Raw genomic sequence first — 13,209 nt, forward strand, 5'->3', positions numbered from 1 at the left:
ACCGCACGAAAAAGCGTTTGAGCAATTGCGCAACGGTACCGCCGACATGCTGTGCAGTGCCTGGCTGCCGGACAGCCACGGCGTCTATTTCGATCCGATGGCCGACCAGTTCGAGAAGGTCACCGTGCTTTACCGCCCGTATGCGTACTGGGGCGTACCGGATTACGTGCCGGAGGACATCGTCTCGACCATCGACGACCTGCGCAAACCCGAAGCCGTCGCGCGTATGGAAAAGCGCATCCAGGGCATCGGTCCGGGCGCGGGCATCAGTCGGTTCTCGCGCGCTGCGATCACGCAGTATGGGCTCTCGGACTCGGGCTATCACTTCGAAAACGGCACGCTGGACGACTGCGTCGGCGCGTATGAGGAGGCGGTCCGGCTCGGCAGGTGGGTCGTGGTTCCGCTGTGGAAGCCGCAGTTCCTGCACGAGAAATACGCGATCCGGCAACTGAAAGATCCGCACGGCGTGATGGGCGGCGCGGACGAGGCCACGCTCGTCGCACGGCATAACTTGATGCAGCGGTTGCCGGTGGGGGCCGTCTTCGACCTGCGCAGCACGTACCTTGGCAATGAAGAGGTCTCGCGGCTGGACTATCTCGTCTCGCGAGACAGGCTCGATCCGGTGGACGCCGCGCGGTCCCTGCCGCGCAGGATCGGCTGAACGAGGCCCACCCGACTCGGCTCGACTCGAGCACTAGGCGGACACGTAGCAACGCGACAGAAACACAAGATCCGACACGGCACGCGTCTCGACCTACGGTCAAAAGGCGCTACGTGTGATGCTTGCTGATCCACGCGGCCGCCGCGCGGCATATCGTGCGTCGTGTGCGTGTCCTGAGCGAGGGTCACTCGATACCCAAAGCCTGCCGCGCGATGCACTGTCGTGTCGACGCAGCATTCGCTCGCGTATCCGGACTCGAGGTGGAGATTATGGCTGGCCGCACTCGTCAACTTGCCGTAATCATGCTGGCTCGACTAACGGCCCCATCCAGAACGCGCCGCGAAATGACTGCTCAAGACGCATTGGCATCAGGTCGCCAAATGACTCGGCCTCCCATTGGTGCAGCTCGGCGTTGTAGATGACGTAAACGAGCCGGGGACAACCTCGGTCCAACTGATCCCTGACCCAGTAGTAGCCAGGCACAGTCGGAAGCGCGCGAGTCCATGCTCCAACCTTATGTCGGGGGGCAAAGTCGCCCGAAGGAAAAGCACGCATCGTGGAGTTTTCGCTATGCTTCTGTAACGATCCTTTCGATCATACGGATCTCGTACAGCACGCCTTTCACGTGGCGCGCTCTACCAGCAAGGATGCCAAAGATGACCGCAGCCGCCCCTACGGCACCGAACATCCACCCGACACTGACAAAATTTCCGCTCAGGCCATGCAGTACACCGACGAGCAAAGGTCCGGCCGCACCGACACCATAGCCGACGCCCTGAACCATGCCGGACAGTTCCGCAGCAATATGGGCATTCCTCGACCTCAGCACGATCAGCGTGAGCGCAACAGACGTCAACGCACCCTGTCCGATCCCCTGTACGGTTGCCCAGAGCCACAGTGTCGACAGCGGCGCAAACAGGCAGCCGAGGAAGCCGCCGACAGCCAGCACGACGACCACACCATTCAGCATCCGCTGATTCGGCAGTTTCACGGCAATGCCGGGGGCAGCCAGGCAGGCAAGCATCTGAAGGACCACTGAAACCGAAACGACAAGCCCCGCGTGATCGGCCGGCACGCCGCGCTCACGCAGGATCGGAGCAAGCCATCCGAACACCGTGAACGACAGCATCGACTGCAGGACCATGAAAATCGTCACCTGCCATGCGAGCGCACATTGCCAAAGACCGCGCGACACGATCCGCCTTTTGTGACTGGCCTTGTGTGTAGACGGTACATGAGGACGCCAGCACAGTGCTGCCACGAAAGCCGGGATCGCCCAGAACGCCAGCGCCGGTTCCCATGCGCCATGGAAATGACGCTCGAGCGGGACCGTAAATCCTGCCGCCATCGCCGCCCCCGCGCACAGTGCCATCGTGTACAACCCCGCCATCAGACCAGTGCGTTCCGCGAAGTCACGCTTGATCAGGCCGGGCAACAGCACGTTGATAACCGCAATCGACGCGCCCGCGAGAACAGTGCCCACGAACAGAGCCACAACGGGATCGGCTGCCCGTAACGCGGTGCCGGCCGCCAGTAGCAAAGTCAGCCAGAAAATAACCTGTTCCGCGCCGAAGCGGCGGGCAAGCGCTGGACTCAGCGGCGCAAAGATGCCGAGACAGAGAACCGGCACGGTTGTGATGGCACTTGCCATCGCGGGTACAAGACCATCCGCGCGAACGACTTCGGGCAACAACGATCCGAGGCTTGAAAACAGCGGCCGCAGATTCAGTGCGACCAGCACGAGACTTGCACCCAGCAACACTTTCCCGCGCGCCGTTGTGACTTGCTCCACTGCGGGACGGGGAACCGAGTCGACTTCGGCATCGACCAACGGTTCGTCCCCGAGCGTCATCAGTGGGGCCGATGACGCTTCACCGGAAAGAGCACGCTCTGCGCTGCTCGGCCGGGACGGACGGGAAACGTCGGCGCTCATTGACGGGGCACCTCCGGCAATGCGGCGAGGATGAAATCCATGAAGTCCCGCACCGCCGCTTCCGCTGCATCGGGAGAACGCGACTCGATTGCCTCGATCAGCGACCGGTGCGCATCATAGTCAGGTTCCGGAATGTCGACTTCAAGGGTCGAGGCGATGGTTTCGTTCACCGCCAGCGACAGGAATTCATAGGTTTCCAGCAGAGCGGGATTGTGGGCCGAGCGCACAATGGCAAAGTGGAACTGGTAGTCGTCGGCGACGAATCGCGCGTTGTCGCTGTCGATACCAAGCCAGTGGCCGCGCTTCTCGAGCAGCGAGTCAATCTGCCGGATTTCGCGCGCCGTCGCGCGGACGGCCGCAAGGCGCATTGCCTCCACTTCAAGAGCGCGACGCACCTCGAACTGACTGCGCAGCCCGGTACGCCGTAGCCGCTTCAGCTCAGCGGACCGTTCGGTCGTGGACGCGACAAAGGTTCCCGCACCCTGCCGGACATCGAGCAGGCCCGCGACGGCGAGGCTGCGGACCGCCGCGCGCACGGTCCCGCGGCTGACGCCCAGCAACGTCGCCAGTTCAGGCTCGATGGGGAGCTTGTCTCCCACTTTCCAGAGGCCACCGCTAATGCGCTCTCGCAGTATTTCGGCAGCCGAATCGACCAGGGATACGCGCGCGGCAGGTCGATTCAGTTCTTTGGAAACAAGCATTGTAATTCATCCAATGATTAATTCATTTAATGAATTGTAGCGGAGATTTGCGGCCGTGCATACCGGTAAACGTCAACCGATAGCCGGGCAGTCCGGGGGCGCATAGGATACTCGCTGTCAAATGCTCGGTTGCACGGACAGATCGAGGATCACCTAGGTAATCTGGAAGCAAACTCTTTTGCCAACCAGTCCACAAAGACCCGTACCCGAGGTGAAAGCTGAGGCGTGCGAGTGTATAGCACGTGGACTGGAAGCGGCCGCGCCGGAAAGTTCTCGAGCACCTCGGCCAGGGCTCCTGCCGCGAGATCCTCAGCCACCCGGTAGCGCGGCACCTGGATCAGGCCCAGTCCTAGCCGCGCAGCGGCGACGTTCGTCTCGGCACCGGTCACCATGATGCTTGCCGGCAACGTGACGGTCTGACGTTTCCCGCCGATCATGAATTCCAGGGGAATGACTTCTCCCGTCACCTGGGACAGATAGCCAATCATCCGATGCCCTTCGAGCTGCCCGGGGCTTTGCGGAACACCATGCCGCGCCAAATAGTCCGGGCTGGCAAACGTTCCTTCCTCCAGTGTGGCAATCCGGCGGCCGATCAGCGAACTGTCGGGCAATTCGCCGACTCGAAGGACACAATCCACTCCATCTCGGGTCAAATCCACGAAGCGATCCGCTTCGCTGACGAGCACCTGGATGCCCGGATAAGTTTCGAGAAATTGCGGCAGCCCTGGCATCATAAAATGGCGTGCGAGCGTGCCGTGAACATCGACCCGCAAGAGGCCTGACGGCTTCGCTCCATTAAAGGCGGCCTCGGCCTCCTCGACGTCCGCAATGATGCCGAGACAACGTCGATAGAAAGCCTCGCCGTCGAGCGTCGGCCTCACCTGTCGTGTCGTTCGCTGCAGCAGTTGTGCCCCCAGGCGGCGCTCCAGTTCCTGAATGCCCTGCGTCACGCTCGAGCGCGGCACGTCCAGATCCCGGGCAGCGGCTGCAAAGCTGCCGCGCTCCACGATCCGGACGAACAGGCGCATGGCGTCGATCCGATCCATCTCATTGTTCCAGATTCAGAATTGTGATGCCAATTCTAGCCAGTTTATCCGCCACACCAAAATAACTATCTTTCTCCTGCAGTCATTCAACCCGTACAGGAGCATGAAAAATGGCACAGGAAACCAGCAAGGTCGCCATCGTTACCGGGGCCTCCCGGGGAATCGGCGCCGCTATCGCAAAACGGCTGGCGGCCGACGGCTTTACCGTCGTCGTCAACTACTCGGGCAGCGATGCCGCCGCCGCCGCAGTCGTCGAACAGATTGAAGAAGCAGGCGGCCACGCGCGCTCGGCCAAGGCCGACATCAGCGATGCCGCCGCTGTACGCCGCATGTTCGAGGCCGCCGAAACCGCCTACGGCGGCGTCGACGTGCTCGTGAACAACGCCGGCATCATCGGCCTCAAGCCCATCGCGTCGATGGATGACGAAACCTTCGACCGCATCGTCAAGATCAACCTGAAGGGAACGTTCAACACGCAGCGCGAAGCCGCTAACCGGCTCCGTCCGGGCGGCCGCATCATCAACTTCTCGAGCAGCGTGGTCGGTCTCTACCAGCCGACCTATGCGATCTACGCGGCCACCAAGGCCGGCGTCGAGGCCATGACGCACGTGCTGTCGAAGGAACTGCGTGGCCGCAACATCACGGTCAATGCCGTGGCACCCGGCCCAACGGCCACCGAACTGTTCTTCGACGGCAAGACCCAGGAAGTCATCGACCACCTGACCAGACTGGCGCCGCTCGAACGCCTGGGCCAGCCGGAAGACATCGCCAATGCGGTCGCATTCCTCGCGGGTCCCGACGGCGCCTGGATCAACGGCCAGGTCCTGCGCGCCAACGGCGGCATCATCTAACTGAATAAACGGAGCAAGGCATGAGCAAGATCATTCTCGTTACCGGCGCATCCAGCGGCTTCGGTCTCATGGCGGCGCGTGCACTCGCCCACGCGGGCCATACCGTGTACGGCACCATGCGCGACATCGCAGGCCGTAACGCAAAACAGGCGGCAGCGACGGCCGCCTGGTCGAAGGAACATGGCGTCGACCTGCGTGCGCTCGAACTCGACGTGACCTCGCAGGAATCGGTCGAGGCGGCAGTCACCAAGGTGATCGCCGAATCGGGCCGCCTCGACGTGCTCGTCCACAATGCCGGCCACATGGCCTATGGTCCCGCCGAAGCGTTCCTGCCCGAGCAGTACATCCACCTCTACGACGTCAATGTGGTCGGCACCCAGCGTCTGAACCGCGCGGCGTTGCCGCATATGCGCAAACAAGGTGAGGCACTGCTGCTGTGGGTAGGCTCGTCGAGCACGCGCGGCGGCACGCCGCCGTATCTGGCACCGTACTTCGCGGCCAAGGCGGCAATGGATGCACTTGCGGTCAGCTATGCGTCGGAACTCGCGCGGTGGGGTATCGAATCGACCATCGTCGTGCCGGGTGCGTTCACCAAGGGCACTAACCACTTCGCGCATGCCGGCGCACCGGAAGATGCGGCGCGCGCGGCGGAATACGCGAAGGGCCCGACGGCCGATATCGCTGACATCAGCATGAAAGGCCAGATTTCGGCTGAACCGGCTGACGCCGATCCGGAAGATGTGGCGCGCGAGATCGTGCGCGTCGTCGATACGCCGTTCGGCAAGCGCCCGTTCCGCGTGCATATCGACCCGTCGGACGACGGCGCGGTCGTGGTTAACGCGGTAGCCGACCGCATGCGTACCGAGGTGTTGACTCGCTTCGGTCTCGCCGATCTGCTGAAGCCGCGGGCCCAAGCTTGATCAGCATCGCGGAATGAACCGTCCAGTTTTTGTCCGCGAGTCTGCGGTGTCACGACAGACGGAACCGCGGACGCCCCCCAACCTTGCAGGAGTAGAGTCATGCCCTTTGCCAATGTGAAGATCCCAGCCGGTCTCATCGACGAACCGCAAAAAGCAGATCTTGTTGCGCGCCTCGCCGACACGCTGGCGGCCTTTTTTGGAGAAGGATCGCGTCAGACCACCATGATCCTGATTGAAGATGTACCCGATGGCGGATATTATCGCGCCCGTGAAATCATTACGGCGGAAACGTTGAGGAAGCGAGCAGCCGGGCATTAATACGCCGCCATACATGATGTGCAACCCGAAATCAGGCTGCGCATCATTTATTTCCGAAAACCGACCCGTAGTATCGTGCGCCGCTGTCCAGATGCGCGCCGAATCCGAAGCCCTGCTCGAGCATGCCCTGCATGTCGGCACGATTGATACGCATTACATAGCTGGACCGGTTCGCGACGAGTTCGCAGGATTGCCCTCGCCCTTCCGACGCACTGAACCACTGGCCAGGATCGGCATGACCACTCTCGAACGTGCGGCCGCCGGTTTCGACCTGCCAGCCTCCGTCGAGCAAAATCCAGTATGGTGCGTCTAGCGCGCGCGAGCCCTCGCATTTTGCGATGACAGCGCCAGCATCGGCCGCCCATTCATGAGAATGGTGGATGACCCATTGCAATTGCTCGGTGGACAAGGCCGTGAAGAACGGCGTATTGCGCAGCAGGAATCGATAGGTCACTGCCGAGCGCATCGTCATCCGGCCCGCGGCATCCTGCTCCTGCGTGCCGCCGCAGGCCGTCACTCCCAGCGTCGTCGCCAGCACGTATGCGGGCACAACCAGGCACCGAAACCATCGCGCCGGATCGCCCCGCTGTACGCTGTTTCCGCTCCCGGCTATGTTGCGCCTGCTCCGACTGCCGGGCCACACCACACGTCCCAACCGGCCTATACGAACGAAACTCCAGTCGATACGCGAGCAACGGCTCGTCATACTAGACGGCCCACGCGCGACCCGCGTCCCAAAGCGATTGAGCCCAGGCGGCAATACTCTCCGGCTCGAACCTCACCGCACGCCAAAGTTCTTCGGAAGCGGCGTCTGCGAGAACGTGATCCTTTCCGGCCTGGAGTCCCGCCAGCATCCGCTCAGCGACCTGAACCGGCGATGTCTTTTCGCCTGTTACGCGAGTGGCCATGTCCGTGTCGATAAAGCCGGCATAGACGCCCATCACGTGCGTTCCCTGCGCCTTCAGTTCCACGCGCATGGCGTCGGTCATCGCCAGTGCCGTGAACTTCGAAGCGCAATAGGTGGCGTTGAACGGATAGACGTACCAGCTCACCACCGACAGCATGTTGACAATCGCACCGCCGCCGTTGCGCGCCAGGATCGGAGCAAACGCTTTGGCGATACGCAGTGGGCCAAACGCATTTACCTCCAGTTCGCGGCGCAGTGCCTGTTCCGAATCATCGGCCAGCATCGACGTTGCGAGCATGATCCCCGCGTTGTTGATGACCAGGTCGACATCGCCGCACATCTTCGCCACGCGCGCCACGGAATCCGTGTCCGTCACGTCGAGGGAAACAGGCGTGACGACGGCCTGAGCAACCGACTCGGGATTACGCATACCTGCATAGACCCTGGCAGCGCCGGCCTGCACCAACTGATCGACGATAACCTTCCCCAAGCCTCGATTGGCACCGGTGACGAGTGCCGTACAACCTTTGATGTTCATGTTGGTTTCCATTCGTGAAGCAGTCGGGACGTATTCTTTGGCAGCCCGCTCAGTCGGGCAGCCGGATACCGGAGAACGACTCACACTGCTCAATCAGCCGGTCCTGCGTGCCGTGATCTCGCGCTCCTGGATTCGGTACGCGCCGCTGCAGGTGGTAAAAATATTCGCTGGAAACCAGCGCGCCAGGATCGTCGCTGGCAGCCAGCCACACCTGCGTGAGATGAGCCTGATCGAGATCGTCCGGGGCCGAAGGGCCGCCCATGCGCGTCGGCACCCAGCCGGGCTCCAGCGCATTGGACATGACGTCGGGCCAGCGACGGCCGATGGCAAAGGCGAGCAGAACGTCGTACAGCTTGCTCTCAGCGTAGGCCTGTGAGCCATTCCAGCGACGCTGCTTCCAGCCTGTATCTCCGAGGTTCGCGGTAACCCCATGGTGCATGCCGGAACTGAGGTACACGAGGCGACGCGGTCGTTCGATCAGGGCTGTCAGCACGTACGGCGCCATCACGTTGATGGCAAAAACATGTGGCAATCCGTCTTCCGTCTCGATTCTTTTGGGCTCGCGGTAGCCAACGCCCACGTTGTGAATGACGGCGTCGAACGTCCCGATCCGGTTGACCTGCTCCGCCACGGATTTCATTTCCGACATACGCGAGAGGTCGCCGATCACGACTGCAGAAGCGCCTAGAAGCCGCCGGCGCACGTTCTCGACACGTTGGGGACTGCGCGCATGCAGCACCACCTCGTGTCCCTGGGAAAGAAGTAATTCGGCGGCCATGAACCCCAAGCCGTCGGTCGAACCAGTAATAAAGATCCGTGACATAGCAATATCCGGTAGTACGATTACGAAGACCTCAATGACTTCGCCAGGACCAGTGCGAGGCTGCCAGCCAGCATGCCTGCGATCCCGACCCATGCGGCGTGACCGCGATACAGCGGCATGGCGAGCGCCGAGCCGGCGGCTCCGCCGAGAAAGAAACCTCCGACGTACAGGCTGTTCAGGCGGTTCGCCGCCCTCGGCTCCAGTGCGAGCACGCGCCGCTGGGAAACGACGTGGCTTGCCTGAACACCACCGCTGATCCCGATGACGCTGATCAGCAGCATCCACCAGGGCGGATCGAAACACATCACGAGGCCCGAAGCCGCAACGGCCGCGGCCGCGACAATGGACGTGACAGACGTTCGACCGCGGTCTGCGAGGCGCCCCGCCAGTGGCACGACCAGTGCGCCGGCCGCTCCCGCCAGACCGAAGCAGGCAATCGCCGTCGCATGAAAACCGTAGCGGTCTCGCAACCACACCGGCAGCGACGTCCACGTCATGCTGAACACGCCGAACAGCAGCGACTGGATTGCCGCGCGCATGCGCAGTTCCCCATATCGACGCCAGTACCAGGGCAGCGAAGCGGCGATTTCCAGATAAGCCATGCGCGTCTGCGGCTGCCATTCGGGAAGGACGCTGCGCAACCAGGGAACCAGGATCAGGACAGCTGCCGCTTCAAGAAGAAACAGCGCTCGCCAGCCCAAAGCATCCCCGAGCAGATTCGCAACCGGCCAGGCAGCCAGGATGCCCCACAGCAGGCCGCTGGTTACGCCGCCGACCACGCGGCCACGCGATGCGTCGTCGCAAAGACGCGCAGCCTGCGCGACGATCAGTTGTACCGCGACGGAGCTGACACCGATACCCGCAGCCGCCACGAGAAACCAGACGCCGGCCGGTGAGAACGCTGCCAGTAACATGCTTGCCGCGGAAGCGGCAAGCACAATCGTCAGCAGGCGCCGGTTCTCGAACCGGTCAGCGAGCGGCGAGACGAACAGCAGGCCCAGGCAGTAGCCAATCTGGCTGAGCGTCACGATGAGGCCCGCCAGATTGGGGGCGAGGTGCAAGTCAGCGGCAATCCGCGCCGTCAACGGCTGGGCGAGATAGCTTCCTGCAGCAACGATGCCGCAGGCGCCGGCCAGTTGCGGCACCAATCCTCCCACCGACATCGAACCGGCTCGTACCCGCCCTTCCGTGCTCATCGCTCAGGCTGTCCGGCTCATCAAACCCAGCAGCACCTGATCGAGCGTCGTGGAACCACGGCGCGGCGTGTGCTCGAAACGAATCCAGCCTTCGTTGAATCCGTCCAACATGCGGATACGCGGAATCGGGTTCTTCATCCCCTGGCTGCGGAACAACGACTCCCATTGATCGCGCGGCACTGCCTCTGCGCGGACCGCGCAGCCGAGCAGGCGGCCAAGCGCCTCCGCAATCGCATAAGGCGAAACCCCTTCGCCCGGCCCGACGAGTTCGACCACCCGCTTGCCGTCCCAACGCTCGGTCAGCAGTTCTGCCGCGACACTCCCGACATCCGCCGTGGCAACCATCGGATAAAGATGGTCGAGCGGCTGCAGGAAGCTCTGGATCACGCCGTGCTCCTTCGCCGGAGCGATATCCCACAGCGTGTTTTCCATGAACCAGCCCGGGCGCAGAAACGTCACGGGCGTCGGCAACGAACCAAGCGTCTTTTCGATCAGGCCCAGCTGGCTCAGCAGGTTTTCTTCCGTCGCCTGCGCGCCGATGGTCGACAGGCTGACGATCCTGCCGGGCTGTGCTTCGCGCAGCGCGACGCTCAGTGTGTCCGCTAGCTTGCGAACCTCCGGGAAGCCCGGTTGGGGATCAAAACTCGGCGGCAACAGCAAGAATACAGCTTCTGCCCCCTTGAACGCCTTGGCAAGTGGCGCGGCATCGAACATATCAGCCACGGCAACCTCACACCCCTGCTTCGCCCAGACGTCGCCCTTTGCCGTATCGCGCACGACAGCGCGCACATCATGCCCTGCTGCGAGCAGGGTCCTGGCAACGACGCCCCCCACCTGACCGGTAATGCCGGTGATGACATACATGATCGAGACTCCTTTTCAGAATTCGCCTTCCATGAAGGTACGAGACGAATTTTGGCAGCGCCCGCCCCATCCCTCAATGACATGAACGTAATATGATTTATGCTTTCACGTCATCTATAGAGGTGAAAATGAACAGATTTGATGAGCGTCACCTGAACGGCATGGGGGTATTCGCGGCAATCGTGAGGTCGGGCAGCTTCGCGGAAGCGGGTAGACAGCTGGATATGTCCCAATCGGGCGTAAGCCGGTCTGTTGCCCGGCTGGAAGCCCGACTCGGCATCCGGCTATTCGACCGCACGACGCGCGTGGTCAAACTGACCGACGAAGGACGCCGTTTCTACGAACAGATCGCGCCCCTGCTGGCCGGGCTGGAAGAAGCCGCGGCGATGGCCAACGGGGATAGGGCAACGGTCCGCGGCCACCTGCGGGTGAACGTCGATCCGTTCTTTTCTCGGCTCATTCTCGGCCCTCACCTCGAGGCGTTTCTGGATCGATATCCAGAGATACACGTGGACCTGATGACACGTGATCACCTGGGAGACATGGTATCCGACGGCTTCGATCTGGCGGTACGCTTCGGCGAACCACGCAATTCGAGCCTGGTCGCGCGCAAACTACTGGATACACGCATCCTGACCGTAGCGGCACCCGCCTACCTGCGCAGACGCGGCCTCCCGGCCCAGCCCAGGGAGCTGGAGAATGGTTCGCACGTCTGCATCGAATTCCTGAATCCGGAAACGGGACGGCCGTTTGTCTGGGAGTTTCACCAAAAGCGGAAGAAGATCCAGATACAGACGAACGGCCGGCTGACGCTCAACGACGTCGGCACCATGCACAGTGCGTGTCTCGCAGGCTACGGCATCGCCCAGGTCATGGAAATCGGCGTGGAGCCGATAATTGCCAGCGGCAAGCTGGTCGAGCTATTTCCCGATTGGGGAGACGACCGATTTCCGCTCTATGCGCTCTATCCGTCCCGTCATCATCTCCCGGCCAAGACTCGGGCCTTCATTGACTTCGTCGCATCGCTTACCGGCAGGTAGGGAGACTCTGCCCGACATACGGTCAGGCCGTACGCACTGCCTGCGAGACAGCAAAGCTGTCCTCGAGCATTCGGGTAGGGTGTGATCTTTCCGTCGGAGATTTGCAGCACCACAGCACATGCAGTTTCCATGATCTTGCCATTGGGCTTGTAGCGCGAAGCCAATTCCCCAAGGACGACTGCCCACCGCTCACCGACAACGATGTCGTGAGCTTCAAGTTTCAGCCGCTCGATCAGGTTGGCCGAATCGCGAATGAAATCGACGACCGCATTGCGTCCAGGCTTTTTCCCAAGCCACGGCAATGCACCCACGTCATCTGCGATGTCCCATTCAGCTTCCTCGGCGAACAGCGCGGCGACCGCTTCGGTGTCGCCCTGCCCGAGTTTGCCAGGAAAGTTCAGCCGATCTGACACAACGATCAGCCAGCTACCTGCCCAGCCACTCGATGCCCGTCATTTTCTCTCTCAGCGTCCACAGGTGCTTCGCAAAGCCCGGATCGACAGCGTAGTCGCGCACCGAATTAGGCAACGGACTGTCACTCGCCACCACGGGCGAGATATCGCAGTCCGCACAATAGACACCGCCTTTGCCGTCGAGCTGACTGCTCAACGCGGCCCACACCTGAGTCGCAGCCCCTTCCTGGATGTTTTTTACGTAGACCTTGTTGAACCACAGAAGGGGCATGGCCAGCAACTCCTTGAATGTCAGGGAACGCTTGAGGGCCGTCGACGGAATCCTGCCCGGATGCACGGCAAAAGCCCGAATACCGAATGGTTGCCCGAGCCTGTCCAGCTCCACCGAGAAAAGCGAGTTGGCCGTCTTCGACTGGCCGTAGGCCTTCCATTTGTCGTAGGGCCTTGCGTCGAAATTCGGATCGTCGAAATCCACGGGCGAATAGCGATGGCCGTGTCGCCTGCGTACCTCGCCCGGCATGGCATTCCGTCAACGCCACACGATCTGACGCGCCATGCCTGTCTCGTGCTGAGAGAAAACGACTCGGCCTACGGTACCTGGCATTTCTCGCGCGGCAAGCGCATGGAAACGGTGAAGGTCGGTGGCGCGCTGTCAAGCAACGATGGCAACGCCGTGTTGCAGTGGGCCTTGGACGACCGTGGTATCGCCGTGCGTTCGGAATGGGAACTCAACGAGCACATCAGGCGGGGCAGACTCGTCCCTCTGCTGATGGAATGGGCACTACCGAACGCCGACATCTATGCGATCTATCTTGAGCGCAACAAGCTGTCTGCGAAGCTGCGTGTTTTCGTGGAGTTCCTCGCGGAATATCTGCAGCCTGACCTCGACTAGACTTCTCCTCGGACCAACACTGGCGACGATCAGACTGAAAATCGATTCTGAGGCTGCAATTACTTGGATGATCCTAGTATTTCTCGACTTCGCCAGCTTCAGTCGT

At 61.8% G+C, this 13,209-nt stretch carries 15 protein-coding genes and 1 pseudogene; 6 read left to right on the top strand and 10 right to left on the bottom strand.

The window, feature by feature from the left end:
• On the top strand, positions 1 to 661 hold a 661-nt coding region (locus CY652_RS17925; protein WP_102132067.1), incomplete at its 5' end, for a glycine betaine ABC transporter substrate-binding protein.
• A 568-nt stretch (positions 662 to 1,229) separates the two neighbouring features.
• Here CY652_RS17925 and CY652_RS17940 read toward each other — a convergent pair.
• The 3 genes from CY652_RS17940 to CY652_RS17950 form a co-directional block, all read right to left on the bottom strand.
• Positions 1,230 to 2,594, bottom strand: coding sequence for a CynX/NimT family MFS transporter (locus CY652_RS17940; RefSeq protein WP_146010136.1), 1,365 nt, complete (start codon positions 2,592 to 2,594; stop codon positions 1,230 to 1,232).
• A complete protein-coding gene (locus CY652_RS17945) occupies positions 2,591 to 3,295 on the bottom strand; it encodes a FadR/GntR family transcriptional regulator (protein WP_258002352.1) in 705 nt (234 codons plus the stop codon). Before CY652_RS17945 ends, CY652_RS17940 begins: the two co-directional genes overlap by 4 nt.
• 149 nt (positions 3,296 to 3,444) lie before the next feature.
• Positions 3,445 to 4,341, bottom strand: coding sequence for a LysR family transcriptional regulator (locus CY652_RS17950; RefSeq protein ID WP_102132071.1), 897 nt, complete (start codon positions 4,339 to 4,341; stop codon positions 3,445 to 3,447).
• Between the two features lie 110 nt (positions 4,342 to 4,451).
• Between CY652_RS17950 and CY652_RS17955 the strand changes: the two genes are divergently transcribed.
• From CY652_RS17955 to CY652_RS17965, 3 genes are all read left to right on the top strand, one after another.
• Entirely contained in the window at positions 4,452 to 5,192 is a 741-nt protein-coding gene (locus CY652_RS17955) for an SDR family oxidoreductase (protein WP_102132072.1), read from the top strand.
• Between the two features lie 20 nt (positions 5,193 to 5,212).
• Positions 5,213 to 6,112: an SDR family oxidoreductase gene (locus CY652_RS17960; protein WP_102132073.1), complete on the top strand. Its 900-nt coding sequence runs from the start codon at positions 5,213 to 5,215 to the stop codon at positions 6,110 to 6,112.
• Positions 6,113 to 6,211: 99 nt separating this feature from the next.
• Positions 6,212 to 6,430, top strand: coding sequence for a tautomerase family protein (locus CY652_RS17965; protein WP_102132074.1), 219 nt, complete (start codon positions 6,212 to 6,214; stop codon positions 6,428 to 6,430).
• Positions 6,431 to 6,473: 43 nt separating this feature from the next.
• On the opposite strand, the gene CY652_RS17970 is transcribed toward CY652_RS17965, so the two are convergent.
• The 5 genes from CY652_RS17970 to CY652_RS17990 all read right to left on the bottom strand — a co-directional run bounded on the left by CY652_RS17970 (position 6,474) and on the right by CY652_RS17990 (position 10,758).
• Positions 6,474 to 6,968: a hypothetical protein gene (locus CY652_RS17970; RefSeq protein WP_258002353.1), complete on the bottom strand. Its 495-nt coding sequence runs from the start codon at positions 6,966 to 6,968 to the stop codon at positions 6,474 to 6,476.
• 169 nt (positions 6,969 to 7,137) lie between these two features.
• A complete protein-coding gene (locus tag CY652_RS17975) occupies positions 7,138 to 7,875 on the bottom strand; it encodes an SDR family oxidoreductase (RefSeq protein ID WP_102132168.1) in 738 nt (245 codons plus the stop codon).
• A gap of 49 nt (positions 7,876 to 7,924) precedes the next feature.
• Entirely contained in the window at positions 7,925 to 8,698 is a 774-nt protein-coding gene (locus CY652_RS17980; protein WP_102132075.1) for an SDR family NAD(P)-dependent oxidoreductase, read from the bottom strand.
• A 20-nt stretch (positions 8,699 to 8,718) separates the two neighbouring features.
• Entirely contained in the window at positions 8,719 to 9,894 is a 1,176-nt protein-coding gene (locus tag CY652_RS17985; protein ID WP_102132076.1) for an MFS transporter, read from the bottom strand.
• 3 nt (positions 9,895 to 9,897) lie between these two features.
• Positions 9,898 to 10,758, bottom strand: coding sequence for an NmrA family NAD(P)-binding protein (locus CY652_RS17990; protein WP_102132077.1), 861 nt, complete (start codon positions 10,756 to 10,758; stop codon positions 9,898 to 9,900).
• A gap of 128 nt (positions 10,759 to 10,886) precedes the next feature.
• On the opposite strand from CY652_RS17990, the gene CY652_RS17995 reads away from it, so the two are divergent.
• The gene (locus CY652_RS17995; protein WP_102132078.1) at positions 10,887 to 11,798 is read left to right on the top strand and encodes a LysR family transcriptional regulator; all 912 of its coding nucleotides are present in this window, start codon (positions 10,887 to 10,889) and stop codon (positions 11,796 to 11,798) included.
• Here the strand turns inward: CY652_RS17995 and CY652_RS18000 are convergent.
• Together CY652_RS18000 and CY652_RS24915 are read right to left on the bottom strand one after the other, a co-directional pair.
• Complete coding sequence (locus CY652_RS18000; protein WP_180970657.1) at positions 11,738 to 12,211, bottom strand: nuclear transport factor 2 family protein; 474 nt, start codon at positions 12,209 to 12,211, stop codon at positions 11,738 to 11,740. The two genes, CY652_RS17995 and CY652_RS18000, sit on opposite strands and share 61 nt — an antisense overlap.
• Before the next feature lie 13 nt (positions 12,212 to 12,224).
• Positions 12,225 to 12,686, bottom strand: coding sequence for a hypothetical protein (locus CY652_RS24915; protein WP_258002354.1), 462 nt, complete (start codon positions 12,684 to 12,686; stop codon positions 12,225 to 12,227).
• Positions 12,687 to 12,707: 21 nt separating this feature from the next.
• Here CY652_RS24915 and CY652_RS18010 point away from each other — a divergent pair.
• Positions 12,708 to 13,103 (top strand): annotated as a pseudogene (locus CY652_RS18010) (LysR substrate-binding domain-containing protein); the annotation flags it as partial.
• Positions 13,104 to 13,209 lie beyond the last annotated feature (106 nt).

It is taken from the genome of Burkholderia sp. WAC0059 (assembly GCF_002870125.1).
In the GTDB taxonomy this organism is placed as follows: Bacteria; Pseudomonadota; Gammaproteobacteria; order Burkholderiales; family Burkholderiaceae; genus Paraburkholderia.

Coding starts and splice junctions, on each gene's coding strand:
- CY652_RS17940 (WP_146010136.1), bottom strand. CDS start 2,594: ATGAGCGCCGACGTTTCCCGTCCGTCCCGGCCGAGCAGCGCAGAGCGT.
- CY652_RS17945 (WP_258002352.1), bottom strand. CDS start 3,295: ATGCTTGTTTCCAAAGAACTGAATCGACCTGCCGCGCGCGTATCCCTG.
- CY652_RS17950 (WP_102132071.1), bottom strand. CDS start 4,341: ATGGATCGGATCGACGCCATGCGCCTGTTCGTCCGGATCGTGGAGCGC.
- CY652_RS17955 (WP_102132072.1), top strand. CDS start 4,452: ATGGCACAGGAAACCAGCAAGGTCGCCATCGTTACCGGGGCCTCCCGG.
- CY652_RS17960 (WP_102132073.1), top strand. CDS start 5,213: ATGAGCAAGATCATTCTCGTTACCGGCGCATCCAGCGGCTTCGGTCTC.
- CY652_RS17965 (WP_102132074.1), top strand. CDS start 6,212: ATGCCCTTTGCCAATGTGAAGATCCCAGCCGGTCTCATCGACGAACCG.
- CY652_RS17975 (WP_102132168.1), bottom strand. CDS start 7,875: ATGAACATCAAAGGTTGTACGGCACTCGTCACCGGTGCCAATCGAGGC.
- CY652_RS17980 (WP_102132075.1), bottom strand. CDS start 8,698: ATGTCACGGATCTTTATTACTGGTTCGACCGACGGCTTGGGGTTCATG.
- CY652_RS17985 (WP_102132076.1), bottom strand. CDS start 9,894: ATGAGCACGGAAGGGCGGGTACGAGCCGGTTCGATGTCGGTGGGAGGA.
- CY652_RS17990 (WP_102132077.1), bottom strand. CDS start 10,758: ATGTATGTCATCACCGGCATTACCGGTCAGGTGGGGGGCGTCGTTGCC.
- CY652_RS17995 (WP_102132078.1), top strand. CDS start 10,887: ATGAACAGATTTGATGAGCGTCACCTGAACGGCATGGGGGTATTCGCG.